Raw genomic sequence first — 24,713 nt, forward strand, 5'->3', positions numbered from 1 at the left:
GCCGGTGCCGCCGTGATCAGCTTCGACCCGTTCTCCGTCGGCCAGGAAGGCACCGGACGCAGCGACAAGCAGGGTGCCTCCTTCGGTGATGCGGCCTCGGACGACCTCCAACCTCAGAACCCGGTCCGCACCCGCTTTGCCGCCCCTTGCGCACGGAGTATCACGTGGATACTCCTCGAACACCACGCACCTCCTGAGTGTTCCTACAACCACACTGGCATCGATGTTGCTGAATTGGGTTCGCTCGTGCTGAAATGACTCACATCGCCGTAGCGTGGGGGCAACCGCGTTGACAGCGGCCAGCCGGGAGCATCGCAGCGTCGACAGCGCGGCACCTGACAGACACCCGCGCCGCTCCGCCCGACGGGCTGCCCCGTCGGCAATATCCACTCTGATCTGCCAAGGATCCGGATTCGGCGACGAAATGAGAAGTAGCCATGGTTGCACGGGAGAGATTCGCCAGGTGGTACCGAAACCGCGTTGCCTGGGTGGCGGTGATCCTGCTGGCGACGTCGGTCAGCGTGGTCGTACTGGTCGACTCGGCCGACCCCGACCTGGCACCGGCGGATCTGCGTGGACAGATCATGACCCGGATGCGTGCCACGCTTGAACAGGCGGACCCGGAGCAGCACAACCACGCCGGACACATCGTGCAGGCGGCCAACGGGGACGAGCCGGCACCGGCGGTGATCTGCGGGGTCCACATCTACGGCCACGAGCCGACCGACGTCGACACACTCGCCGACGTACGGACCGTCTACGGCTTCCACCTGTGCGGGGTCGCCGGACCCGACCGCCCCTGGGACGTCGCCCCGAAGCTCGCCGGTCCGGTAATCGTGGACCTGTCCACCGAGCCACCGGGGATCCAGGTCGTCGAGGCCACCGCTGAGATCATGTTCGTCGACCGGCTGCAGCAGATGTTCCCGGCCAAGTACGCGGAGCTGGCAATGAAGGAGGCCCTGACCGAATCGGAGATGGCCGATCTGCGTCTCCGCTACGACGCCGCAGCCGGACTCTGACCACGACGAGCGGAGCGCCGACGGCGCCGACGGACGTCCCGTGGTGGTCGGGACCTTAGTCCCGACCACCACGGGTGTTCCGCCTCAGGCGGCGGGAACCGCCAACGCGGGAAGCTGATCTCGTCACAGCGAGATGCGAGTCGCGGAGGCGACGATGACGACCATCCAGCACAGCAGCCACCGGTCGATCCAACGGCCCCTCGAGCACGCCGAACTCCCCGGCGCGATGCTGACCACCACCGCCGCCCGGGCCCTGGCCGTGCTGCGGATCTCCACCGGGTTCGTCTTCCTCTGGGCGTTCCTCGACAAGACCTTCGGATTCGGCTTCGCCACCCCGGCCGAGCGGGCCTGGGTCAACGGCGGCTCGCCGACCAAGGGCTTCCTCTCCTCTGTCGAGGTCGGCCCGCTGCAGTCGTTCTTCCACTCGATCGCCGGCACCTGGTGGGCCGACACCCTGTTCATGGCCGGCCTCGGTGCCATCGGCATCGCCCTGATCGCCGGCATCGGGCTGCGCGTCGCCGCCGCGTCCGGTGCCCTCATGATGGTGTTCATGTGGCTCGCCGAGTTCCCGCTCGATCGCGTCACCGCCAGCGGCGAACCCGCCCACGCCACCAACCCGCTGGTCGACTACCACATCGTCTACGCGGTCGTCCTGGTCGTCCTCGCCGCCGCGTACGCCGGCCACACCTGGGGTCTCGGCCGGCTCTGGGCGAAGCTGCCCTTCGTGCAGCGCAACCGCTGGATGATTTGACCTTTCCCCCCGATCGGTGTGCCGGACCACTCCCCGCGGTCCGGCACACCGGCGTCTGCGGTACCGCCGACCTGTCAGGCCAGCAGCTCTCGCCGATCCAGCTACCGGGCCCGCAGCCGGGCGGGATCGCGAACACCGCCGACCCGATCGGGGTCACCCACTCGTTGAACAGGTCGTGGTCGGCCAGCCGCTGCTAGATCGGCAGCCCGACCTCGTTCACCGCGCCGGTGAAGTCCGGTTCGTCGGTCTCCTTCTCGCCGGTCAGCGGTGCCCCGCCGGCCAGCCGCCGCCCGATCACCAGCTCCTTGTCGACCCGGCCCACGACGAGGGTCGAAACCATCGCTGCCGGGCTGCACACCGACCGGGTGCCGGCCGTGCCGGTCGGCACGGCCACCCGCATCGCCTGATCGGGGATCCGGTGTCGGGCCCGGCGGCCGAGCACGCAGGGCTGAGAGCGTCGTTGGTTGGGTATGGGTGCCAGTAGCGCACGGACTTGCCGCCGACCCGAGGAGAGCTCGTGACCGACCAGCGACAACGCCCACCGACCACCACCGACGCCGGGGTGCCGGTCGCCAGCGACGAGCATTCGCTCACCGTCGGCCCGAACGGCCCACTGCTGCTGCAGGACCACTACCTGATCGAGCAGATGGCGAACTTCAACCGGGAACGGATCCCGGAGCGGCAGCCGCACGCCAAGGGCGGCGGCGCGTTCGGCGCGTTCCAGGTGACCGGCGGCGTCAGCGCGTACACCCGGGCGGCGGTCTTCCAGCCCGGCACCGAGACCGAAACGATGGTCCGGTTCTCCACCGTCGCCGGGGAACGGGGCAGCCCGGACACCTGGCGCGACCCGCGCGGCTTCGCCGTGAAGCTGTACACCAGCGACGGCAACCTCGACATCGTCGGCAACAACACGCCGATCTTCTTCATCAAGGACCCGATGAAGTTCCAGCATTTCATCCGGTCGCAGAAACGCCGGGCCGACAACAACCTGCGCGACCACGACATGCAGTGGGACTTCTGGACCCTGTCGCCGGAATCCGCGCACCAGGTCACCTGGCTGATGAGCGACCGGGGCATTCCGCGTACCTGGCGACACATGAACGGGTACGGCAGCCACACGTACATGTGGATCAACAGGCGGGGCGAGAAGTTCTGGATCAAATACCACTTCAAGACCGACCAGGGCATCGAGTTCTTCACCCAGGACGAGGCGGACCAGATGGCGTCGGCCGACACCGACTACCACCAGCGGGACCTGTTCGAGCACATCGCCGCCGGGCAGTTCCCGTCCTGGACGCTGTACGTGCAGGTGATGCCGTTCGAGCAGGCCAGGACGTACCGGTTCAACCCGTTCGACCTGACCAAGGTGTGGCCGCACGGCGACTACCCGCTGCACGAGGTGGGCCGGCTGACCCTGAACCGCAACGTCACCGACTACCACACCGAGATGGAGCAGGCGGCGTTCGAGCCGAACAACGTGGTACCCGGCACTGGGCTGTCCCCGGACAAGATGCTGCTGGCCCGCGGGTTCAGCTACGCTGACGCGCACCGCGCCCGGCTCGGCGTCAACTACCGGCAGATCCCGGTCAACTCGCCCAAGGTGCCGGTGCACAGCTACTCGAAGGACGGCGCGATGCGCGTGCGCAACGTCACCGACCCGGTGTACGCGCCGAACTCGTACGGCGGACCGCAGGCGCAGCCGAATCTCACCGACGACGGCGGCACCTGGTACGCCGACGGCGAGATGGTCCGGGCGGCGTACTCGTCGCACGCCGAGGACGACGACTGGGGGCAGGCCGGCACCATGGTTCGCCAGGTGCTGGACGACGCGGCCCGCGACCGGCTGGTCGACAACATCGTCGGGCACCTGCTCAACGGGGTGAGCGAACCGGTGCTGCAACGTGCCTTCGGGTACTGGCGCAACGTCGACAAGAACATCGGCGACCGGGTGGCCGCCGGAGTGCGGGCCAAGCAGGATGAAAAGGATCCAAAAGCGGCCAAGCAGGCCAATCCCGCTCGGTCGGGCATGCAGGCCAAGGCCTGACCCGTGGCGGTACGGCGGACCGGCGGACCGGCGGACCTCGACCCGACGCTTTGATCATCGGCGGTCCCGCAACTGGACGCGGTACAGGCGGACGGCGAGCCACAGCCCGCTGACGGCGAACATCGCGACGCTGGCCAGCAGCCAGCGAGTCAGGTACGGCTGCTGGGTCAGGCCGGTCGCGGCGGTGAACGTGCCGCCGCCGAGCCGCAGGATGCCGGGCAGGTAGACGACGAACAGCAGCGCCGCGCCGAGCGCCGGCACCCGGACGTGGTTCGCCACGGACAGCCGGGCCGGACGGCTACCGTTCCCGACATCCGCCTGGGCCGCGGTCGCGGACCGGGTGGCGGCGGCGGACCGGGTCGCGGTGAGCAGCGCCCGGTCGGCGGCCGCGTAGACCGGGAACATGACCAGGTCGTGCACGATCACTGCGGCCACGAACCAGATCAGCATCCGTACGGCGGTCGCCTCGCCGGCCAGCCGCAGCACCACCCAGCCGGCGACCGCTAAGCATCCGACCAGCAACAGCAGGTGCCACCACGGCGCCCCATAGCCGGCCCGGAGCCGCCCGGCCACCAGCTGCCCGCTCCGGTCACCCATTGCCGTCACCGTCGCCGCTGAACTCGATGGTCGCCACCCATTTGGTGCAGTGCACGCCGGGCAGCGCCGGCACGATGATCCGGGCCGGAAAGCCGTGGTCGAGGGAGAGGTCGACGCCGTTGACCCGCAGCGCCAGCAGCGAGTCGGGGTCCAGCACCTGGTTGGCCTGCAGGGTCGCCTTGTTGAACAGGCCGCCGCGCTGGATCGAGGTGACCCGGGCCGACGCCGGCTCGGGCACTCCGGCCTCGGCGGCCAGGTCGCGCAGCCGTACCCCGGTCCAGGTCTGCAGGGTCGACCAGCCCTCCACACACGCGATCGGCAGCCGGGCGGTGTGCGACGGCATGCCGAGCAGCTGTTCCCGGCTCAGGCTCACCACCCGGCCGTCGTCGCCGAGCAGCTCCAGGCGCCAGCCGTCGCCGGTGTCGGCCGGCCGGATCCCGGCCGCCGCGGCGGTGCGGTTGACCGGGAAGCCGTTCGGTCCGTCACCGGCCGGTCGGCCACGGGGCAGCAGCAGGGCCAGCCGCCGCCACGGGCCGTCCAGGCTCTGCCCGACGGTGAGCACGGCCAGCAGCAGCGACCCGCCGCCGACCAGGGCGAGCGCTCCCCGGCGGCTGATCGTCGCCGGGGCGGGCCGCGGGGCGACCAGGCCGTCCGGATCGGGCGGCTCGGGCCGGGTGTCGGCCCGCGAGGTGCGCAGTTCGGCACGCAGCGGCCGGGACCGCAACGCGGTGATCATCCGGGGCAGCTTGAGTACGACGTGGACGACGAACGCGGCGGTGAACACCCACGCCCCGAAGTAGTGCGCGGTGTAGAAGTCGAACCCGAACAGGTACGCGTACTGCACGTTGAGCACACCGGTGACGGTCTGGAACAGGATTCCGCCGACCAGCAGCAGCAGGGAGATCCGCTCCAGTGCCTGCGCCGCCGACCGCACCGGCGGCCAGGCGAACAGTTTCGGAATCACCGACCACAGTTTGGCCAGGATCACCGGGATCAGCGCGATCCCCAACGCCACGTGCAGGCCCTGGCTGACCCGGAACAGCCAGGACGGGCGGGTCGGCCAGTCGAAGTACGGCAGCCGCAGCCAGCCGACGTCGCGCGGAAACGCCTGACCGAACTGCGGCCCGTAGGCGATGTAGTCGAGCAGCCCGGTGATCATCACGACTGGCAGGCCGATCAGCAGAACGAGGCCGAGGATCGAGGTCAGCCAGGGGCCGCGCAGCGGGCTGCGCCAGCGGTGGGCAACGTCGAACGGGCCGGCGGAGGCGGGACCGGCGGAGGCGGGGCCGGAGCCGGGGTCCGGTGCCGGATCGGTGGTGGCGGCCATGTACCGGGACGCTAGTTCGCCACGACCGGGTCAGGGCCCGGTTCGACGATTACGGAATTCTGACGGCTGGCCGGAACCGGACCGGCGACCTACCGGCCGGCCATACCGTGAGCGGATGCGGATACTGCTCACCGGCGCGGCCGGGTTCATCGGATCGCACGTCGCCGACCTGCTGGTCGACGAGGGACACGAGGTGGTCGCGCTGGACGCGCTGCTGCCGCAGGCACACGGCGACGAGCCACCCGACTGGGTCCGCCGGCACGACCTGGTACGCGGCGACGTTCGCGACGGCGAACTGTTGGACCGGCTGCTGCCCGGCGTCGACGTGGTCTGTCACCAGGCGGCGGTGGTCGGCCACGGCCTCGACCCGTCGGACGCGCCGTCCTACGCCGGGCACAACGACTACGGCACCGCGGTACTGCTGGCCGCGATGCACCGGGCCGGCGTGACCCGACTGGTACTGGCCAGCTCGATGGTGGTGTACGGCGAAGGCCGCTACACCTGTGCCGGGCACGGCGTCGTCCGGCCGGCGCCACGCCGCCCTGACGACCTGGCCGCCGGCCGGTACGACCCCCGCTGCCCGCAGTGCGCCGGTGAACTCCGCTGGACACGGGTGCCGGAGGACGCACCGCTTGAGCCGCGCAGCACCTACGCGGCGAGCAAGCTCGCCCAGGAGCATCTGGCGGCGGCGTGGGCGCGGCAGACCGGCGGCGGTGGCTGGGCGCTGCGCTACCACAACGTCTACGGCCCCCGGATGCCACGCGACACCCCGTACGCGGGAGTGGCGTCGCTGTTCCGGTCGGCGTTGGCCGGCGGGCGGGCACCGCAGGTGCTCGAGGACGGCCGGCAGCAGCGGGACTTCGTCCACGTCACCGACGTGGCCTGGGCAAACCTGCTGGCCATGGTCGCCGACCAGCCGGCCGGCATGGTCCCGGTGAACGTCTGCTCGGGTGAACCGCACCCGGTCGGTGAGCTGGCCCGACAGCTGGCGGCGGCGATGGGCGGGCCGGAGCCGGCGATCGTCGGCGGTGCCCGGCCGGCGGACGTACGGCATGTGGTGGCCGACCCGGGTCGGGCGGCGCGACTGCTCGGCTTCACCGCCCAGGTCGGTTTCGCCGACGGAGTAACCGCGTTCGCCACCGACCCGCTGCGGGAGTCGGCCGCGCTGCCGCGTGAACCGGCTGCCCTGCAGGTGCCGGCCTGAAGCCGGATCCCCGGCCGGCGCTACTGGCGCCGGCCGGGGATCCGGTCAGGAGAAGGTCAGCAGCAGGTGGTTGACGGCCAGCGCGGTCGTCGCCTGCCCGGCCAGCCACCAGCGGCGTGCGCCGGCCGGCAGGTGGGCCGTGGCGACCAGCAGCCACACCACGAACGGCAGCCAGATCCGCTCCACCTCGGCCTTGCTCAGCCCGGACAGGTCGGCCGCGACGATCGCGGCGGCCGCTGTCAGCGGCAGCACCACCATCGGTCGCGCGGCGGCCCGCAACCCGGCGAGCAGCCGCCGCCCGCGGGACACGCCGGCCGCCGGTATCGTCGGGGCGGCCCGGCGTACCGCCTGCTGGGCCGCCCCGATCGTGCGCCGCAGCGCCGGCCCGACGACCAGGCCGGCGGAGAGCAGCATCGCCGCCAGGTTGGCCCACACCCAGTAGCTGTACGGACGCTCGGCCGCCCAGCCCTGGTAGTACCGCTCGACGACCAGTTGATAGCCCTCCCACCACCAGAAACCGGCGGCGGTGAACGCGGCCACGACGGCCACCACCCCGGTGCCGGCGATCAGCAGCGCCGGTAGGAACCGGCCGGGCCGCGTCACCAGCACCGCCAACGCCAACGGCCCGACCAGCACGAACCCGTACGACAGGTAAAGCGCGAAGCCGAGCAGCAGGCCGCCGGTGAGCAGCGCCGCCGGGTGGCGGGCGGCCAGCAGGGCCAGCCCGGCGGCGACCACCCCGGTGAACACCCCGTCGCCGGACGAGCCGATCCACACCGCGCCGGGCAGCAGCACCAGGAACGGCAGGACGGTGCGGGCGGCGTCCTCGGCGCCGAGCCGACGCAGCGTCGCCGGCACGCTGACCACCATCGTCGCGCCGATCAGGATGCAGGCCAGGCCGGCCGCGGTGCCACCGCCGAGGCCGATCCGGTCCAGCCAGACGAAGACCAGCAGCGCCCCCGGCGGGTGGCCGGCGGTGTGCGTGGACCAGGAGCCGGGCTGGAAGTCGATGATCCGGTCACTGAACCCGGCCAGCATCACCGGGATGCTGGTGATTCGGTGCACCTCGTGCAGGTACTCGGCCTGGTTGGTGAGGCGTTCGGTGACCCCGGCGGTCCAGCCGTCGATCAGGGCCAGCGACAGAATCCAGGCCACCGCGGCGAGGTACCCGACGCTGAGCAGCCGCGCCCAGCCGGCGGTGCGCGCCCACCGTACCCCCCAACCGACGACCACGACGGCGACCGCGACGGCGAGCGGCGTGCCCCAACCGACGTGCGGACGCCAGAACGCGTACAGCGGTGCGGTCTCGGCGTAGAGTCCGACGCCACGCCGGTTGAGCACCACACCGACGACGACGGCGGCGGCGATCAGCGCCAACTCGACCCCGAGCACGGTCAGGTCCGCACGGCCGGACCGCCGGGTGGCGGATTCTGGTGTCATGACCAACGGACGGTACGGCCTGCGCCGGCACCCGGGCCGGGCAACGGCCAGACCGTAACCCTCCGGTAAGAATTGCCGCCCGTAAGACTTCCGTAAGCGCGGAACGCCACCCGGTCGGGGGCGGTTCGTCCTAGCGTCGGCGGTATGCCGACACCGATCGACGTGGTGCTGCCCTGCCTCGACGAGGCAGCCGCCCTGCCGGGCGTACTCGCCGCGCTGCCGCCCGGCTACCGGGCGGTGGTGGTGGACAACGGGTCCCGGGACGGGTCCCAGCAGGTGGCCGCCGCACACGGCGCGCGGGTGGTGCACGAGCCGCGGCGCGGGTACGGGGCCGCCGTGCACACCGGCCTGCTGGCCGCCGAGACCGAGCTGGTCTGCGTACTCGACGCGGACGGGTCGTTCGATCCGACGGAGCTGCCGGCGCTGGTGCGTCCGGTCGCCGACGGGCACGCCGAGCTGACCGTGGGACGCCGCCGACCGGTGTCGGCGCGGGTCTGGCCCTGGCACGCCCGGGCCGGTACGGCGCTGGTCGCGGCGCTGCTACGGCAGCGCGGCGTACCGCTGCGGGACCTCAGCCCGATCCGGGTGGCTCGCCGCGAGGCGCTGCTCTCGCTCGGGGTCACCGACCGGGCCTTCGGCTACCCGTTGGAGCTGATGATCCGGGCCGCCGGTGCCGGGTGGCGCATCGTCGAGCTGGACGTGACGTACGCGCCCCGGGCGGCCGGCACCCGTTCGAAGGTGTCCGGCTCGGTACGCGGCACGCTGCGGGCGACCCGCGACTTCGGTCGGGTGTTGCGCACCGTGGACGGTACCCGGTGACCGTCCTGCTGGTGATGGCGAAGACACCGGTGGCCGGGCTGGTGAAGACCCGGCTCTGCCCGCCGGCCACCCCCGGGCAGGCTGCCCGGATCGCCACCGCCGCGCTGCTGGACACGATGGACGCGGTCCGCGCGGCCGGCGCGGTGACGCCGGTGCTGGCGCTGGCCGGCCGGCTGACCGACGCCGACGCGTACCCGGGTGCCGCTGAGGAGCTGGTCGTGGCGACTGCCGGCTGGCGGGTACTGCCGCAGCGCGGGGACGGGTTCGCCGACCGGCTGGCCAACGCGCACGCCGACGTGGCGGCGGCGTACCTGGGTCGGCCGGTGCTGCAGATCGGGATGGACACTCCGCAGCTGACCGGCGCGGCGCTGACCGCCGCCGTCGAGACGCTGACCGTCGCCGGTGGGGCACCGACCGAGGCGGGTGGGGTGCGGGCCGGCACCGGCGCGGTGCTCGGTTGGGCGGCCGACGGCGGCTGGTGGGCGCTGGGTCTGACCGATCCCCGGCATGCCGAGGTGCTGCGGCGGGTGCCGATGTCGACCTCGCACACCGGGCGCGACACCTGGTCGGCGCTGCGCGCGCGAGGGCTGCGGGTCGCGCCACTGCCGGTGCTGCGCGACGTCGACGAGTGGCGCGACGCGCTGGCGGTGGCCGACGCGGTCCCCGGCAGCCGGTTCGCCGGCCAGGTGGCGGCGGTGGGCGTGCCGGCCCTGGCCCGGATACCGGTGCCTGCCGTCGGGGCGCGACGGTGACCGCCAGCGTGCCCGGCCGGTACGCGGCGGACCACGGTTTCGCCGCCGCGCTGCTGGCTCCGGCGGCCGGCGGACACTGGCTGGTGCAGGGTGACGGGGTCCGCTGGCGGCTGCCGGTGGAGCGCTGGCACGGGCCGGTGGAACCGACGACCGATGCGGTGGTGGCCCGGTGCTGTGGCCCGACCCTGGACCTGGGCTGCGGGCCGGGCCGGGTCACGGTGGCGCTGACCCGGGCCGGGGTGACCGCCGTCGGGGTGGACGTGTCGGCCCGAGCGGTGGCGCTGACCCGGGCCCGGGGCGGGGTGGCGATCCACCGTGACCTGTTCGACCGGCTGCCCGCCGAAGGCCGGTGGCGGCACGCCGTACTGCTGGACGGCAACATCGGCATCGGCGGCGACCCGGTGGCGCTGCTGCGCCGGTGCCGGTCGTTGCTGCATCCGCTGGGCACCCTGCTGGTGGAGCTGGATCCGCCCGGGGTCGGGCTGTGGCGCGGGTACGCGCACGTGGTCAGCACCGCCGCCGGAGGCCGGCCCCGGCTGGGGCCGGCGTTCCGGTGGGCACGGCTGGACACCGACGCGGTACGGGCCGCTGCGGCCGCCGGTGGGCTGACCGTCCGGGAGGTTTTCCGCGACGCCGGCCGCTGGTTCGGCGAACTGGCGGTGTCGCGGTGAGTGGCTACCGCCCGCCGGCGGACACCGGGCCGTCCGACACCGGGCCGTCCGACACCGGGCCGTCCGACACCGGGTAGCGCAGCACCAGTGGATCGGCCGACAGATCGGCCCGGGCGAGGAACTCGCGTACCTGCGGTTCGACGGCCGGGCCGGTCAGCGCGGCGAACCGCTGAAGCATCGACGCGACCGCGCAGACCACGGCGAGCTCGACCAGTTCGTCGGCGTCGAAGTGGTCGATGGCCGGCTGCACCTGCCGCCGGGGGTCACCTGTCGCTGTTCTTCCTGGAACACCGGCGACTGCCGGAGCGACAGTGGCGTACCCGGGCGGCTGAGCACGTTGCCGCCGTGGGGGACAACAACACGCTCGCCGGCATCGGCGCGGCACCCGGCACCCGGCACCGCCGCCCAGGTGGACCGGCCGCCTGCCCCACCGAGTTGATCTTCCGTTGGTCGCAGACGTCGTTCAGCCACTGACGCCCGGCGCTCACTACCGGGCGCGACGTTGCTCGGGTGACTGACGATCCCCTGCGTACCCACCAGCCGGAACACTCCGAGACCCGGGATCCGGCCATGCGCACGCCGCTGCAGGCCGAGACGGTCGAGCTGACCGGCCCGGTCGACCGGTTCAGCGTCGAGGTCGACTTCGCGGCCCGGTTCCAACCGGTTCGCACCGGTGCCGCCGGCCGCTCCCCGGCCGCCGGTCGCGGTGCTGCGCCACACCACCGTCGGCTACTGGCGGTTCGACTCGGCCGGCTTCGGCGACCAGTGCCGCCACCCGCTGCTGGAACTCGACCTTCTGCGCCCGGACGAAACCGGCGACGTGCGGCGTGGTCCCGCCCAGTTCGCCGAAGGTGTTGATGAACAGGCAGCCACGGATACGCCGGCCCTCACCCGGCGTACGGGGTCGCGTCGGTCAACGCCACCACCCCCGGCAGCCGGGTGTCCTGCCGCTGGAACTGCACCACCACCGGCTCCGACGAGGTCAGTACGCAGCCGAACGGTCGGCCCAGCCGGATCGGCTCCGGGTCGACGAGGTCGTTGAGCCGGGCGTGCCGGATCCGGCGCGCCCACACCACCCAGCGGTACGGCCCCGCCGGCTCCTGATCGTCGTAGTACACGGTCAGCTCGACCTCGGCATCGACGTCGCCGGCGTTGAGCAGGCAGAGCTGGTCGAAGCTGGTGAACTCCGGCTCGTCGCCGTTGCTAACCGGCGGGATCCGCCCCCCGGCCACCGCCCAGACGCGGGCACCGATGCCAGCCATCACGCCTCCTCGCCGGCCACTGCCGCTACGGTCGCGACTACCAGCGCCTACCGGCTACCCGGCGACCGGCGCGGCAAACCCGGCCACGACACACCGGGAAGCGCGGGGGCGGCTGCTCACGCTAGCCGGCCGTCGCGTCGCCCTCCGGGCGCTTCTTCCGGGCGTACTTGGGACGAAGCTTCTCCACTCGACCGGCGCTGTCCAGCAGGCGCTGCCGACCCGTTCAGAACGGGTGGCTGGCCGAGGAGATCTCCACGTCGACCACCTAGTACGTCTGGCCGTCGGTCCACTCGATCGTCTTCTGGCTGGTCGCGGTCGATCGGGTCAAGAACGCAAAGTCCGCACTTCGATCCCGGAAAACCGCACTTAGGGTGGATATCAGGCTTCCTCCCCGGCACGGACCAGCACGTGACAGCCGAGTCGCATGCCGACCACACGCATGGTCCCGACTGTGGCCACGACATGGTGTCCCACGGCGATCACTACGACGAGCACTGATCGGCGCGTCGCCGACGCGTCGCGAACAGCACCAGCGCGCCAGCGATCACCAGGATGGCTCCGGTGGCCGGCAGGTGCCACGACGATCCGGTCCGCGGCAGTCTCCCGTCACCGGAGCCACCACCCGGGTTGTCGTCGCCGGGCCCGAAGCCCGTGTCCGGGTCCGTCGCGTCACCGATCGCCACGGTGAGCGAGCGCGAGTCGGTGACCGTCGATCCTGACGACGTAGTGGCCGACATCTCGAAGGCCAGCCGGTAGATGCCGGGCTCGCTGAACGCCCAGTTGCCGTGGGCGTGCGTGTTGATCGGGATGTCGAGCTGCTGCGGCAGCCGGGCCGACGAATCGAACAGCACCTCGGATTCGCCGAACGACCCGGTCAGGAACAGCGCGAACCGGCCGGGGCCGTCGACACCGGTAAAAGTCCAGGTGACCGGGCCACGAACCCCGGCCACGACCGACGGATGCTGCGTGTTCCAGCCCGGCCAGACGATCCCGGAACGCTGCCCCTGCGGCAACAGCCACACCTCGTCCCCGGGCGCACCGAGGAAGTCGGCGTCGTCCGGAACGGTGATCTTCGCGTTGTCCATGACGTGCAGCACCACGTCGGCGAGCTCGCGCCACGCCGGGGGCGAGACGGTGTCGTCCTTGAGGCGGATCGTCCAGTTCTCGCCGGTGAGATCCGGACCCATGTCGACATGACCGTCGTCGATCACCACCCGTGACCCGTCCTGCTGAGCCGCTGCGGCGAGCGGCGGCGCGGCGCTGGTCGCCGCCGGTGCGGCACCCGCCGCCAGCGCCCGCGCGGGGGTGCCGGCCGACGGCGAATCGGCACCGAGCGGTACGCCGTCGCCCGAGGCGGCACCGGACACCCTCGCCAGGTCTGCCGCCGGAGCGGGAGCCGGGGCCGGCACCGGCCGGGTGTCTGCGGGGTCGGGCCGCGCTTCGTCGAGCCGCGGCACCAGCACCCGATAGTCGGCGTCGGCCGTCACCTCGGTGCCGTTGGCCAACGTCGCGGCCGCCGACAGCGTCAGCCGGTACTCGCCTGCGGCGTCGAAGAGCCAGACCAGACCGCCGGTCCTGGTCGCTGTCGGAAGCCGGGCGGTACGCGGCATCGCGTCGAGGGTGCCGAACAACGGCGTCGGCTGGCCGAGCCCACCGAGGGTATAGGCGGCGAATCCACCCGGGCCGTCGACCTGACGCAGCGACAGCTCGATGGTGTCGCCGCGGACCGCCCCGCGGGGCAACGCCCTCGTGTCCAGGTACGAAAAATCGGTGTCGCCACCGGTCAGTGCCCACATCAGCCGACCGGGCGTTCCGAGGAACCGGAATGCTGGATGGTCAGGTGTCCGCACCGCCACGCCGCCCGCCGGTCCGAAGACCACCGTCGCCGGCTGCCGGCCGACGCCGGAAGTTCCTCGACCAGTCACCGACTCCGCGCGGGCCGGCCCGGACGCCACTCGGGTGACCACCGACAGCGTCTCGCCGTCGATCGCGACCGCCACCAGGTCGGCCCCGGCAGCGCTCACCGACAGAGACGTCGGCGGCACGGTAGGCGGCGGAGACGTCGGCGGCACGGCGGTCGCGGGTGCGGCGGTCACCGGGGCCGGCGCGGTCAGGGCCGCGGCCAGTGCACCGATAGCCAGCACCGCAGCGCACCGGCGACGCGTCGCCGCACCGGTGTGGCGGTGGATCATCATCATCATGAGGTCCCCTGGGTCGTCTTGTCGTCAGTGGCATCGGTGACCGCGCGGTTGCGTACGGCCTCGGCGCGACCCTGTTCGCGCGCGGCGGCGACGGCCTGTTCCAGCTGTGCTGCCCGCCGTCGCCGGGCGTGGCGGCGGCGGGCGACGACCAGCCAGCTGGCCAGCCCGATCACCAGCAGGATCACCAACTGCGGCCAGGGGACGGCCCACACGTCGCTTTCGCCGATCATGGTCGCCGGAGCCGGGTCGAGCACCTCGTCGGTGACGGCGGTCGGTGCGACGGTGAGCCGCGCGCCGAGCCGGAACATCGGCGGTACGCCGGCGGCTCGGATCGTGGTCCGGAAACTTTCGCCGGGCAGGATCTCCGGCAGCGAATCGCCGTCGACGCTGCGCCCGGCCAGCCCGAACGGTCCGGCGACGGTCAGCTGCGGCTGCCCGGTGAGCCGTACGTTGCCGGTGTTGCGCACGGTGAAGCTTGCCGTGACGGTGCCGCCGCCGATCGGATTCCAGGTGCCTTCGTACGTCGTCGACAGGTCCCCGACGTCCAGACCCGGCTGGAGTTCCCCGGTGACCCGTAGGTAGATCCGGGAGCCGACCCGGTGGTCGACCGCCACCTGGTTGCCCTCGGCGTCGGTGCCGGTGCCGGTGAGCGACGCGACGATGCCGCCGGGGTGGTCGCCGGGAGTGGCGTTGTCCGGCACCGCGATCGTGAACGGCACGTCCAGCCGCGACATCGACGGCACGGTGAAGGTGCCGGACTCGAACGTCACCCAGGCACCGACGTCGACCGGTTCCCCGGTCGCCGGCAGCAGGTCGAAGCCGCCCTGTTCGGTGGTGAACGCGTCGCTGGCGTACACGTCGAGGGTGATCGGCTGGTCGGAGTGGTTCGTGATCGCCACGTAGTCGGTGAGAGTGGCACCCGGATCCAGTTTGTACTCGAACGCCGGCCGGCCGTTCGGCCCGTCGGGGCTGGACGGAGCGACGCCCCAGGTGAGGGACTGCGCCGCGAGGGGCGTGTAGCTCGGCGATCCGACCGTCGCCGGGCCGGCGACCGGGCCCGTCGACACGACGGCGACGGCGAGGAAACCGGCGAGCAGGGCTGCTGGCGTACGCATGCGGGGTGGTCCGTTTCGCGGAGGGCGTGGGACGGGCCGGGTGACGAGGCGGCACGGTGTCGTCGCCCGGCCCGTTCCCTGGTGCGATCCTCAGATCGCGGTGAGGGTGAGAGTCGCGGTGTAGGTGCCGGGCACGGTCTCGGTCGGCAGACGCAGCTGCAGGCCGGCCGACAGAGTCGCGGTGCCCCGGCCCACGCCGGTCGGCGCCGAGCCGAGAACGGCACTGCTGCCGAGTCCGCCGCCGACGCCGACGACGTATGGCTCGACGACCGGTCCGGCCACGACGCCCTGACCAGCGGACTGGTCGACCACCTGCGGGGTCCAGCCGAGGTAGCCGGAGCTGAAGGTGGCACCGTCGGGGCCGGTGAAGTTGTCCGGCAGCTGACCGCCGGCGCTCCAGCCGGGGGCGCCGGCCCGGGTGTCGGTGACGGTGACCGGGCGCAGGCTTCCGGCGCTCTCCCAGCTGTCACCACCGCTGGTCAGCTGCGCCGGCGGCAGGACGACGCTGCGGTCGTCCGGGTCGACGCTGATCACCAGTGCGCCCTGGGTGGGGTCGATCGACGCGGTGATGGTCTGCGATGCCTCCGGGTCGGTCGGGGTGAAGGCCACCCAGAGCCAGACCTCCGCGCTGATCGCGACGACGCTGTGGTTGTCGTCGTAGAGCTTCACCTGGTATTCGCAGGCGTTGAGCTCGCGGGTGGCGGTGAAGCTGTAGGACGCGCCGGCCTCGCCTCCGATGATGGCGAAGTCGTCGCTGCCGGGGCAGCGGCTGAACCAGTGGTAGTGGTCCAGCTCGGTCTGCGGGGTCTGCATCGCCTGCAGGGTGACGGTGTCGCCGGGCTGGTACTCGTCGGCCATGCCGGCGATGCTCAGCACGGTCTCGGGACCGGTGCCGTCGAGCTCGCCGACCACGAACGCGTAGTCGACCGGGCCGGTGCTGACGGTCGTGCCGTCGGTCAGCGTCGCGTCGGCCTGGAAGGTCAGCGTGTAGGCGCCCAGCGCGCTGAACGCCCAGTTGGCGTGCGCATGGGTGCGGATCGGTACGTCGATGGCGTCCGGCAGGCCGTCGTCGCTGCGGAACTTCATGATCGGGCCGCCGAAGCTGTCCTGGGTGAATACCCAGACGGCGCCTGGTCCGGTGACCTCGACGAGGCTCAACTGGACCTTGTCGCCGGCGAAGACGCCGGAGCCGAGGGTGGTGGTGTTCCAGCCGGGCCAGAGCAGGTCCGGGTCCTGGGTCAGCGGCAGCAGCCAGATCTGCGATCCGGCCGGCCCGAGGAAGGCGAACCGGGGGTCGTCCGGCACGGCCGTGGCCGCTTCGGGCAGCACCTGGAAGGTCACGTCGGCCGGGTCGCGGTTGACCGACGGGCTGACCGTGTCGTCGTGGACCTCCAGGGACAGTTCACCGTCGTGGTAGTGGAAGTCGACCGCGTCGGCGTGGCCCTTGGCGAGCACCACCTGCTCGGCGGCAGCCGCAGCGGTCGGCGCCAGCAGCACACCGCCGGCGATCACCGCCGCGCCGGCCAGGGCCGCGAGCGTGAAAGCACCTGTCGTTCTCATTCTTGGTTCCTCCCTCGCCCGCACTGTGGACGGTACGGGACGTGGTCGTGGCGGGGCGGAAGCCCCACCAAACCGTAACGACAATCGTTTTCATTACCCTATCGGCCGTTCGGCCACCTCTGCCAGCACCGGTGTGACCTGCGCCTCGTCGGGCCCTGCCGGCTGCCGCCGCCACCGGGCGACCAGACCGTGACGCGGGGCGAAGACCCAGGCCAGCAGGAACACCCCGGTCGCCACCAGCACGACCGTGCCGCCTACCGGCAGGTCGTAGCTCCACGACAGGTACAGCCCCACCAGCGCCGAACCGCCGCCGATCACCGGGGCGAGCAGCATCATCACGCCGAGCCGGTCGGTGAGCAGCCGGGCCGCCGCCGCCGGAGTGATCAGCAACGCCAGGACCAGGATGTTGCCGATCGTCTGCAACGAGATCACCACAGCCAGGGTGACCAGCGCGTACAGCCCGATGTCCAGCCAGAAGACCGGCAATCCGACCGACCGGGCGGACTCCCGGTCCAGGCTGACCGCGACCAGCTCCTTGTGCAGCAGGAACAGCGCGGTCAGGATGGCCAGCCCGGTGAAGCCGACCGTGTAGAGGTCCCGGTCCGGGATGCCGGTGATCGAGCCGAACAGGAACTGCTGCAGCGAACCGGCGTACCCCGGCGCCTGCGAGATGATCACGATGCCCAGGGCGAAGGCGGCCACGAAGAACACCCCGATCAGGGAATCCTCCTTGAGCCGGCGACGCTGGGCGAACACCGCGATCAGCAACGCGGTCACGATCCCGGCGACCGCGCCGCCGAGCACCAGGCTGCCCTGCAGCACGAAGGCGACCGCCAGCCCGGGGAAGACCGCGTGCGCCACGGCGTCACCGATGAACGCCATCCCACGCAGCCCCACGTAGCAGCCGACCACTCCACAGACCACGCTGGACATGACCGCGATCAGCAGCGCCTTCGGCAGGAACGCCAAGTCCGGATTGAACAGGTCGGCGACGAACTCGGTGATCGGCATCAGCCGGTCCTCTCGCTGGACGCGGCGGCCACGGCCGCGGTGTCGACGCCGACCAGACGCAGCAACGGTGACCGTTCACTGATCCCGAACGTCCGCATCCACAGCTGCGGATCCCGCAGGTCGGTCGGCTTGCCCTCGGCGATCACCCGCCGGTTCAGCAGCACCAGCCGGGAACAGGCATCCATCGCCCCGATCAGGTCGTGCGTGGTCATCAACAACGGCGTACCCTCGGCCGCCAGGCCGGTGAACAGCTCACCGAGCAGCTCCTGAGTGGGCATGTCCAGCCCGGTGAACGGCTCGTCGAGCAGCAGCAACGCCGGCTGCAACGCCAACGCGCGGGCCACCAGCACCCGCTGGCGCTGGCCGCCGGACAACTCGGCGACCGGCCGGCGGCGCAGGTCGCCCAGGCGTACCCGGTCGATCGCCTCGGCGGTGGCCCGCCAGTCGGCCGCCCCCGCTCGCCGCAGCAGGCCGATCCGACCGGTACGGCCGCTGAGCACCGCCTCCTGCACCGAGATCGGGAACTCCCAGGCGAACTCGTGCCGCTGGGGCACGTACCCGATCGCGCACCGCCCCGGCCGGCTCGGCACCCCGTCGACCAGCACCTGCCCGGACCGGATCCGGATCAGCCCGAGCACCGCGCGCAACAGCGTTGTCTTGCCGGCGCCGTTGGGCCCGATCAACCCGACCAGCTCCCCCGGGTCGACGTGCAGCCGGACACCGCGCAACACCGGGCGGCCACCGAGGTCCACGTCGAGATCGTGTACGGCGAGCGCGGTCACGAGCCGGCACGCTCCTGTTCGACCCGACGCCGTACCGCCCGCCCGCGCAGCACCACGACGACCAGCGCGCCGGCCAGCACGACGGCGACCACGACGAGGCCGATGACCGGCCACGGTCCGGTGCCACCGACGTCGTCGGCCGACGCGGCGTCATCCGACCCGGCGGGCGGCAGTGCCGCGACCTCGCCGGGTTGCGCGGCCAGCGCCTCGTCGGTGCTGGTCGCGTCGCCGACGGCGAAGCGTAGGTGCCGGGTGGCCGAGACCCGCTCGCCACCAACCAGGTCGGCGCTGGCCCGGACGGCGATCAGGTACACACCGGGGGCGGTGAACACCCAGTTGGCGTGGGTGTGGGTGTTGACCTCGACCCACATCGGCTGGCCGGGCGGCTCGGTGGAGCGCCACAGCACCTGCGGTTCGCTGAACGTGCCGTCCTGCAGGTACATGACGACCTCGCCCGGACCGTCCACGTCGGCCAGCTCCAGGGTCACGCCCCGGTCGATGGTCTGCATCACCCGGGGGTCCTGGGTGTTCCAGCCGACCCACACCACGTCAGGGTGCTGCACCTGCGGCACCACGTGCACGTCAGTGCCGGCCGGTACGCCGAGGAAACCGTACGTCGGATCGTCCGGGACGGCCCGCAGCGCGGCGGCGGTGACCTGCAGCACGGTCCGGTCCGGATCCCGCCACACCGGCGTCGCGGCGTCGTCGTGGATCAGCAGGGTCCACTCGTCGTCGACGTAGCGCGGCCCCAGGTCGACGTGGCCGGCGTCGAGCACGGCCGGTTCGGCGGCCACCGGCTGATCCGGGGCGATCGACTGGTCCAGCGCCGGATCGGGCGATGACGGCTGGGCAACGGGCGATGCGGGCTGGGCGGCCAGCGTCATCGCCAACAGCGCGGAGACGGCCATCGACAGACCGATCGAATTCACTGATGCCTCCTCATGGTGCCAGGCAGTCGAGCAGCGACTCGGCGTTGAACCGCATCAACTCGATGTAGCTGGTCACCCGGTCGTCGAAGGTGTCGCCGTAGATTCCGCAGACCCGCACGTCGAGGTCGTCGGCCAGTTCGGTCAACGTCGACGACCGCGACCGCAGGTTGGGCTCCAGGAACACCGCCGGCACCCGCAGGTTGCGGATCGTCTCGGTGAGCCGACGCCGGTCGGCCAGGCTCGGTTCGGCCGCCGGATGTGGCGTGACGAAGCCGGAGATCTGCACGTCGTACGCGGCCCCGAGGTAACCGAACGCGTCGTGGGTGGTGATCAGGTGTCGTCGGCCGGGCGGGATTCGCGCGATGGTCTGGCGGACGTGGTCGTCGAGCGCCGACAGTTCGGCGATGTAGGCGGTGGCGCGCTGGCGGTACTCGGCGGCACCGGCCGGGTCTACGCCGGTCAGGGTGTCGCGGATCAGCTCGACGTAGGCGATCACATTGCGGATGTTCTGCCACAGATGCGGGTCGATCTCACCATGTACGTGCTTGCCGAGCACCGCCTGGGGCAGCTGGAAGATCTCGGTGCCGGGGCGGCCGAGGAACCGGAAGTCCCGCCCGGCCGGTACCTGGGCGCGGGCCTTGTTCGGCACCTCGATGACGGTGTCGCCCGGGTCGTGCACCTGCTGGTGAATACCACCGTCGGCGTGCGGGTCGGCGTACAGGTACAGCGCCGGTTCGCCGCGCGCCGCCGCGTCGAGGTCGACGGTGATGTCGGCGTGCCCGCCGCGCAGCACCTCGGCGCCGGCCATGCCGGGCACGCTGTGCGGGTCAACGCCGACGGCGAAGGTGAAGGCCTGTTCCCCGAGGGCGACCGGGCGGCTGTCGGGGCTGACCGCCAGCCGCGCCGACATGGTGAGCCGGTAGACGCCCGGCTCGGTGAAGGCCCAGCTCATGTGGGTGTGCGCGTCAGCCGGCAGGGTTGCAGTGTCGGCCCGGTAACCGGTGGCGGCGTCGAACCCGTCGGCCGAGTCGAGGTAGACGGCCGGGTTGCCGAACGGCTCGGTGAGGTAGGCGGCCATCGTGCCGGGCCCGGTCACGGCGATGCTCTGCAGCAGGATGTCGGAGGCCCGGTCGGCGCCGTAGGTCTCGCCGGTGCCACGTACCCGCATGCCGAGCCAGATGGTGTCGAGCGCGACGTCCTCGACCAGCGGGATGATCTCGGCGGCGTACTTGACGGCACCTTCGGCGAGGGAGATGTTCGGTACGCCGCCGGGCAGGTTGGCGTCGAGCGCCTTGATGATCGCGTGCTCCTCCAGCAGCAGGTAGTTGCTGAAGGCGACGTCGGCGTAGACGACGTTACGGACGTCTCGCAGCGACGGCTCGTACGAGTGGGGGTCGGCGCCGTCGGGGACGAGCGAGGCGACCGCGACCCGGTCGCCGCCGACGTTGTCGACCAGGTCCCGGAGAATGCCGGTGGTGGTGACGACCTGGAGACGGTCGTCAGCGGCGCTCAGCGTCGGCGGGGCCGCGCAGCCGGTCAGGCCGACCGCCAGCAGGACCGACCCGACGAGTCCCCGTACACGCACTGTCCCACCTGCCTCCGCATCGTCCCCTGCGCACCGCACAGTAACGCAAACGATAACCGTTGTCATCTCGATTGAAGCGTCCGGCCGGTGCCACAAAGGTGACGATCAGCACCGGCCGGACGATGGGTCGAGGGACACCCGCCGGATCGTCTGCCGGGGGTCGGCAGAGGGTCAGCCGACCTCGAAGGTGAACTCCTCGGTGGCGCTCACCGACTGCCCGTTCGACGCCCGTACGCCACTGACCTCGAACGTCGCCACGTACGTGCCGGCAGCGTCGAAGCCCCAGTTGACGTGGGCGTGGGTGTTGCGGTTTACGTTCAGGCTGTCCGGCAGCCCGTTGCCACTGTCGAACAGCACGGTGGGGGTGCCGCCGGAGGCGGTGAAGACGCTGAACCCACCAGGCCCCTGCACGTCAGTCAGCTTGACCGTGACCCGGTTGAACTGCAGGGCGCCGCTGGCCACCCCGGTGGTGTCCCAGCCGGCCCAGATCAGGCCGGCGGTGTTGGTCTGCGGCAGGACGTAGGCGTACCCTCCGGTGCCGAGGAACGACCACGCGGAACTGGACGGCACGGCGGTGTACGCGGCGGACGGCACCACGAAGACCACGGTGGACGGATCCCGCTCGACGAAGGTCGACCCGGTGTCGTCACCGACGGTAAGCTCGATCGGCCCGCCCGCGACGTGATCGATGTCCAGAACGTCGACGTGGCCGCTGGTCAACTCGATGGCCGTGGCCTGCGCCGCCGCCGGTACGGCGACCGCAAGCGCCGCCGCGAGCATGCTCGACGCGACCGCCGCCAGCACCCGACGGGTGGAGGTGTTCATCACGCTGCTCCCTTCCGATCCGGCCCGAATCAGGGCAGGACGACGAATCGCAGGTAGACCGAGTCGGACTCGACGACGGTCGTGGTGCCGGCCAGGGTGGCGCTGGCCTTGACCTTGAGCAGGTACACGCCGGCCTTGCTGAACGCCCAGTTGACGTGCAGGTGCTCGCCGACCGACAGGTCGACGACGTCCGGCAGCCCGTCGCGGCTGTTCGCCAGCACCGTCGGCAGGCCGAACAGGTCCTCGGTGTAGATCGCCATCTTGGCGGAGCTGGGGGCGCTGATCAGCTGCTGCACGGTCAGGTCGACCGAGTCGCCCTCGAAGACGCCCGCTTCCAGTTCCTCGGTGGCGATGCCGGCGAACAGCAGGTCCTCGTTCTCCACCTGCGGCAGGATCCACACCGGCGTGCCGGCGGTGCCGAGGAAGGCGAAGGCCGGGTCGCTGGGAACAGTGGTCTTCGCCTCGGGCTTGACGACGAAGATCACATCGTCGTGGTGGCGGTGCTCGCCGGGCTCGACGGTGTCGTCGTGGACGCCGGGCTCCAGCTCGCCGTCCTCGTACTCCACTTCGATCACGTCGACGTGGCCGGCGGACAGGACCACCGGCAAGCCAGCGCCGTGGGCCTGCGCCGGCGCGGCCGAAACGACCAGTGCGGCGATCATCGCCGATGCGGTGACGAGTGCACCGGTGGCCCGACGGCGGGTTGCGGTCAACACGAGACAGACTCCCTCCCGGTGATCCCCGATGGACCACCGGGAGCTAACGGTAATCGTTTTCATCTAGCTGCGATAGGCGTCTGTACTGTCTGGCTCGACACATGTCCATGTTCGTCCAGCCCACCGAGGTGTTCGTCCAGCTCACCGGGATCCCACTCAGTAAACGGATCCGGCAACGTGCTCCAAGCGCCCAGCCCGGCCGCCAGTCCCGCACCGCCGCCGCCAGTTCCGTGCCGGTGAGTAGCGCGGCGTCCAGTGCCGTACGCCGCCAGTCCACGCTGCTGCAGTGACTCCCCGGCCCGCAACTGGGCGATCAGGTGGGGCGCGTCGACCAGGGTGACCATGGTGTCCAGCCGGGCGATCTCAACCAGCAGGTCGTCGCGCAGGGCGTCGATCCAGTCAGCGGGATTCAGGGTGACGAGGACCCGGTGTCGTTGATCGCGTACGAGTCGTGGCGGTTGCCGGTGACCGGGTCGCAGACCCAGGCGAGCGCGCCGTCGAGGGCGCGGGCGACCTGGACGCTCATGCCCGTGGTCCTGTGCTTGCCGGAGTACAGACAGCGGTGCGTGCGCCACGACCAGCAGGGAAGCAGCGTGCCGTCGACGATGTACTGGTCGTCGGGTCGAGCTCGTCGGCCGTCGGCACCTGCACGTTCTGCCCGCACATGTGTTTCTTGCCGGAGAACGGGCCGTGGTGGTCCTCGCGTTCGCCGACCGGGGCGACGAACCCGTCGACCAGCACACCGTCCCGGTGAGCCTGGTCGAGACGCTGATCGACCTCGGGTCGGGTGACCCAGCGCAGGATCGGCCGTAGAATCTGGTGATGGCGGGTGATGGTCGCCTGGGAACAGCCGAGGACCTCGCCGAGGACCTCGTCGGGCAGGTTGTGCCGCAGCCCGAACAGTACCGCGATCACCGCCGTGGGCAGCGGCAACACATGCGGACGCCCGACCGGCGGGTCTCCCACTCATCGCCGACGATCTCACGTACCCTGCCGATTAGGTCGGCGAGCCGGTCAGCGGGAAGTCCTGTCATACATTCACAGCGCAGCGACTGGCCCTCGATCAACTTCACCACGAAAGATGATCTACAAGATCCCGGCCGCTGCGTCTACTCCGGACACTCCCCCGTGATGCGACCGACTTCAAATCTCACCCAGCTTAACATTCATGAGGGTCGACCAAGTTTCAAATGACCCTTCTGGCGTCCTGCACCGGAAACTCGCCCACATAATCGGGCGAGTGACTCGATATTCTTTTCGGCGGTCCTGGTCCAGGTGAACGGTCGCGGGTTGGTGTTCCAGTCGGCAACCCAGGAACGGATGTCGGCTTTCAGGGCTTGGACGCTCTTGTGGACGCTGCGCCGGATTTCTGTTCGGTGAGGTGGCCGAACCAGCGTTCGACCTGGTTGATCCAGGAGGGGGTGGTCACGGCACTAGGCGGTGGGAGATAGTGGGATGGTGACTTCCATCTACCGCAGTGTCCAGGGACAAAGCCGGCTTCAGGGTTGGTGTTCTGATCAGCTTGATCGCTGGACGGTGCCGCACCAGCGGTTCTCGGTGGCAACCAGCAGGGGCGATACGCATGTGGTGTCCGCCGGTGAGGGGGCGCCGTCCGTGGTCGTGCTGCCGGGTACGAACTTCAACGCGGCGACGTGCCTGCCGTTGACGGAAACGTTGGCGCAGCGGTGGCCTGTGTGGGTCTTGGACGTTCCGGGACAACCCGGTCTCAGCGCGGCCGAGCGTCCGGACCGGGGAGGGCTGGCGTGGTATGGCCGATGGCTTGGCGAGTTTCTCGACCGAGCGGCGATCGGGCCGGTGGTGATCGTCGGCCACTCCCTCGGCGGCGGTATCGCGCTGGCCTGCGACTCGCCACGAGTCGTGGGTCGGGTTCTCGTTTCGCCGGCTGGCGTCGTCCGGTTACGCGTTACTGCCGGAGTGTTGGCCGCGACCCTGCCATGGCTGACCCAACCGACCAGCAGCCGTAGTGCTCGCCTGCTGCGGATGATGCATGGACCGGGCGAACATCCATCGCCTGTCCTGACTGTCCCGCACCGGGTTTGATGGAGACATCGAAACCTGGGAGGAACACCAGCGATGCCCGCA

Annotated in this window: 27 protein-coding genes and 2 pseudogenes; 11 read left to right on the forward strand and 18 right to left on the reverse strand. The window is 71.2% G+C overall.

Annotation, left to right across the window (positions count from 1 at the left end; translation table 11 throughout):
* Positions 1–12 precede the first annotated feature (12 nt).
* The 3 genes from ACFHWS_RS06410 (at position 13) to ACFHWS_RS06420 (ending at position 1,770) form a co-directional block, all read left to right on the forward strand.
* Entirely contained in the window at positions 13–258 is a 246-nt protein-coding gene (locus ACFHWS_RS06410) for a hypothetical protein (RefSeq protein ID WP_416556946.1), read from the forward strand.
* Positions 259–437: 179 nt separating this feature from the next.
* On the forward strand, positions 438–1,019 hold the full coding sequence (locus tag ACFHWS_RS06415) for a hypothetical protein (protein ID WP_416556945.1): 582 nt from the start codon (positions 438–440) through the stop codon (positions 1,017–1,019).
* A gap of 154 nt (positions 1,020–1,173) precedes the next feature.
* A complete protein-coding gene (locus tag ACFHWS_RS06420) occupies positions 1,174–1,770 on the forward strand; it encodes a hypothetical protein (RefSeq protein ID WP_416567804.1) in 597 nt (198 codons plus the stop codon).
* 193 nt (positions 1,771–1,963) lie between these two features.
* Here the strand turns inward: ACFHWS_RS06420 and ACFHWS_RS06425 are convergent, their stop codons facing one another.
* Complete coding sequence (locus ACFHWS_RS06425) at positions 1,964–2,170, reverse strand: hypothetical protein (RefSeq protein ID WP_416567805.1); 207 nt, start codon at positions 2,168–2,170, stop codon at positions 1,964–1,966.
* A gap of 117 nt (positions 2,171–2,287) precedes the next feature.
* On the opposite strand from ACFHWS_RS06425, the gene ACFHWS_RS06430 reads away from it, so the two are divergent.
* Entirely contained in the window at positions 2,288–3,814 is a 1,527-nt protein-coding gene (locus ACFHWS_RS06430) for a catalase (protein WP_416556943.1), read from the forward strand.
* 54 nt (positions 3,815–3,868) lie between these two features.
* On the opposite strand, the gene ACFHWS_RS06435 is transcribed toward ACFHWS_RS06430, so the two are convergent.
* A complete protein-coding gene (locus ACFHWS_RS06435) occupies positions 3,869–4,411 on the reverse strand; it encodes a hypothetical protein (RefSeq protein WP_416567806.1) in 543 nt (180 codons plus the stop codon).
* Positions 4,404–5,738, reverse strand: coding sequence for a molybdopterin-dependent oxidoreductase (locus tag ACFHWS_RS06440; protein ID WP_416567807.1), 1,335 nt, complete (start codon positions 5,736–5,738; stop codon positions 4,404–4,406). Before ACFHWS_RS06440 ends, ACFHWS_RS06435 begins: the two co-directional genes overlap by 8 nt.
* A gap of 115 nt (positions 5,739–5,853) precedes the next feature.
* On the opposite strand from ACFHWS_RS06440, the gene ACFHWS_RS06445 reads away from it, so the two are divergent.
* Complete coding sequence (locus tag ACFHWS_RS06445; protein ID WP_416567808.1) at positions 5,854–6,942, forward strand: NAD-dependent epimerase/dehydratase family protein; 1,089 nt, start codon at positions 5,854–5,856, stop codon at positions 6,940–6,942.
* Positions 6,943–6,987: 45 nt separating this feature from the next.
* Here ACFHWS_RS06445 and ACFHWS_RS06450 read toward each other — a convergent pair whose 3' ends face one another.
* Positions 6,988–8,382: a hypothetical protein gene (locus ACFHWS_RS06450; protein ID WP_416567809.1), complete on the reverse strand. Its 1,395-nt coding sequence runs from the start codon at positions 8,380–8,382 to the stop codon at positions 6,988–6,990.
* Positions 8,383–8,526: 144 nt separating this feature from the next.
* Between ACFHWS_RS06450 and ACFHWS_RS06455 the strand changes: the two genes are divergently transcribed.
* Genes ACFHWS_RS06455 through ACFHWS_RS06465 form a run of 3 tightly spaced genes read left to right on the forward strand, consistent with a single transcriptional unit; the run spans position 8,527 to position 10,624 of the window.
* Positions 8,527–9,201 carry a glycosyltransferase family 2 protein gene (locus tag ACFHWS_RS06455; protein ID WP_416556938.1) on the forward strand — a complete coding sequence of 225 codons (675 nt, stop codon included), beginning with the start codon at positions 8,527–8,529 and terminating at the stop codon, positions 9,199–9,201.
* A complete protein-coding gene (locus ACFHWS_RS06460; RefSeq protein ID WP_416567810.1) occupies positions 9,198–9,953 on the forward strand; it encodes a TIGR04282 family arsenosugar biosynthesis glycosyltransferase in 756 nt (251 codons plus the stop codon). The genes ACFHWS_RS06455 and ACFHWS_RS06460 overlap by 4 nt, the downstream gene beginning before the upstream one ends.
* Positions 9,950–10,624: a class I SAM-dependent methyltransferase gene (locus tag ACFHWS_RS06465; protein WP_416567811.1), complete on the forward strand. Its 675-nt coding sequence runs from the start codon at positions 9,950–9,952 to the stop codon at positions 10,622–10,624. The genes ACFHWS_RS06460 and ACFHWS_RS06465 overlap by 4 nt, the downstream gene beginning before the upstream one ends.
* 4 nt (positions 10,625–10,628) lie before the next feature.
* On the opposite strand, the gene ACFHWS_RS06470 is transcribed toward ACFHWS_RS06465, so the two are convergent.
* Complete coding sequence (locus ACFHWS_RS06470; RefSeq protein ID WP_416567812.1) at positions 10,629–10,874, reverse strand: hypothetical protein; 246 nt, start codon at positions 10,872–10,874, stop codon at positions 10,629–10,631.
* A 95-nt stretch (positions 10,875–10,969) separates the two neighbouring features.
* Here ACFHWS_RS06470 and ACFHWS_RS06475 point away from each other — a divergent pair, with 95 nt between their 5' ends.
* Positions 10,970–11,098: a hypothetical protein gene (locus tag ACFHWS_RS06475; protein WP_416556934.1), complete on the forward strand. Its 129-nt coding sequence runs from the start codon at positions 10,970–10,972 to the stop codon at positions 11,096–11,098.
* A 274-nt stretch (positions 11,099–11,372) separates the two neighbouring features.
* On the opposite strand, the pseudogene ACFHWS_RS06480 reads toward ACFHWS_RS06475, so the two are convergent.
* The 12 genes and pseudogenes from ACFHWS_RS06480 to ACFHWS_RS06535 all read right to left on the reverse strand — a co-directional run.
* A pseudogene (locus tag ACFHWS_RS06480) lies at positions 11,373–11,498 on the reverse strand (TetR/AcrR family transcriptional regulator); the annotation flags it as partial.
* 13 nt (positions 11,499–11,511) lie between these two features.
* A complete protein-coding gene (locus tag ACFHWS_RS06485) occupies positions 11,512–11,886 on the reverse strand; it encodes a sensory rhodopsin transducer (protein WP_416556933.1) in 375 nt (124 codons plus the stop codon).
* A 121-nt stretch (positions 11,887–12,007) separates the two neighbouring features.
* Positions 12,008–12,268 (reverse strand): annotated as a pseudogene (locus tag ACFHWS_RS06490) (type B 50S ribosomal protein L31).
* A gap of 100 nt (positions 12,269–12,368) precedes the next feature.
* Positions 12,369–14,087, reverse strand: coding sequence for a TIGR03773 family transporter-associated surface protein (locus tag ACFHWS_RS06495; protein WP_416567813.1), 1,719 nt, complete (start codon positions 14,085–14,087; stop codon positions 12,369–12,371).
* Complete coding sequence (locus ACFHWS_RS06500; RefSeq protein WP_416556931.1) at positions 14,084–15,202, reverse strand: WxL protein peptidoglycan domain-containing protein; 1,119 nt, start codon at positions 15,200–15,202, stop codon at positions 14,084–14,086. The genes ACFHWS_RS06495 and ACFHWS_RS06500 overlap by 4 nt, the downstream gene beginning before the upstream one ends.
* A gap of 90 nt (positions 15,203–15,292) precedes the next feature.
* Complete coding sequence (locus tag ACFHWS_RS06505; RefSeq protein WP_416567814.1) at positions 15,293–16,762, reverse strand: choice-of-anchor M domain-containing protein; 1,470 nt, start codon at positions 16,760–16,762, stop codon at positions 15,293–15,295.
* Positions 16,763–16,855: 93 nt separating this feature from the next.
* A complete protein-coding gene (locus ACFHWS_RS06510; RefSeq protein WP_416567815.1) occupies positions 16,856–17,773 on the reverse strand; it encodes an anchored repeat-type ABC transporter permease subunit in 918 nt (305 codons plus the stop codon).
* Complete coding sequence (locus tag ACFHWS_RS06515) at positions 17,773–18,525, reverse strand: anchored repeat-type ABC transporter ATP-binding subunit (RefSeq protein WP_416556978.1); 753 nt, start codon at positions 18,523–18,525, stop codon at positions 17,773–17,775. The genes ACFHWS_RS06510 and ACFHWS_RS06515 overlap by 1 nt, the downstream gene beginning before the upstream one ends.
* A gap of 26 nt (positions 18,526–18,551) precedes the next feature.
* On the reverse strand, positions 18,552–19,463 hold the full coding sequence (locus ACFHWS_RS06520) for a choice-of-anchor M domain-containing protein (RefSeq protein WP_416567822.1): 912 nt from the start codon (positions 19,461–19,463) through the stop codon (positions 18,552–18,554).
* 31 nt (positions 19,464–19,494) lie between these two features.
* Positions 19,495–21,069: an anchored repeat ABC transporter, substrate-binding protein gene (locus ACFHWS_RS06525; protein ID WP_416567816.1), complete on the reverse strand. Its 1,575-nt coding sequence runs from the start codon at positions 21,067–21,069 to the stop codon at positions 19,495–19,497.
* A 171-nt stretch (positions 21,070–21,240) separates the two neighbouring features.
* Complete coding sequence (locus ACFHWS_RS06530) at positions 21,241–21,894, reverse strand: choice-of-anchor M domain-containing protein (RefSeq protein ID WP_416556927.1); 654 nt, start codon at positions 21,892–21,894, stop codon at positions 21,241–21,243.
* 29 nt (positions 21,895–21,923) lie between these two features.
* Positions 21,924–22,610, reverse strand: coding sequence for a choice-of-anchor M domain-containing protein (locus tag ACFHWS_RS06535; protein ID WP_416567817.1), 687 nt, complete (start codon positions 22,608–22,610; stop codon positions 21,924–21,926).
* A gap of 101 nt (positions 22,611–22,711) precedes the next feature.
* Between ACFHWS_RS06535 and ACFHWS_RS06540 the strand changes: the two genes are divergently transcribed.
* A complete protein-coding gene (locus ACFHWS_RS06540) occupies positions 22,712–22,900 on the forward strand; it encodes a hypothetical protein (RefSeq protein ID WP_416556981.1) in 189 nt (62 codons plus the stop codon).
* A gap of 232 nt (positions 22,901–23,132) precedes the next feature.
* On the opposite strand, the gene ACFHWS_RS06545 is transcribed toward ACFHWS_RS06540, so the two are convergent.
* A complete protein-coding gene (locus tag ACFHWS_RS06545) occupies positions 23,133–23,576 on the reverse strand; it encodes a hypothetical protein (RefSeq protein ID WP_416567818.1) in 444 nt (147 codons plus the stop codon).
* A 489-nt stretch (positions 23,577–24,065) separates the two neighbouring features.
* On the opposite strand from ACFHWS_RS06545, the gene ACFHWS_RS06550 reads away from it, so the two are divergent.
* Complete coding sequence (locus tag ACFHWS_RS06550) at positions 24,066–24,671, forward strand: alpha/beta fold hydrolase (RefSeq protein WP_416567819.1); 606 nt, start codon at positions 24,066–24,068, stop codon at positions 24,669–24,671.
* The last annotated feature ends 42 nt before the right edge of the window (positions 24,672–24,713 follow it).

The organism is Micromonospora sp. LOL_013 (genome assembly GCF_048060315.1).
Lineage (GTDB): Bacteria > Actinomycetota > Actinomycetes > Mycobacteriales > Micromonosporaceae > Micromonospora_E.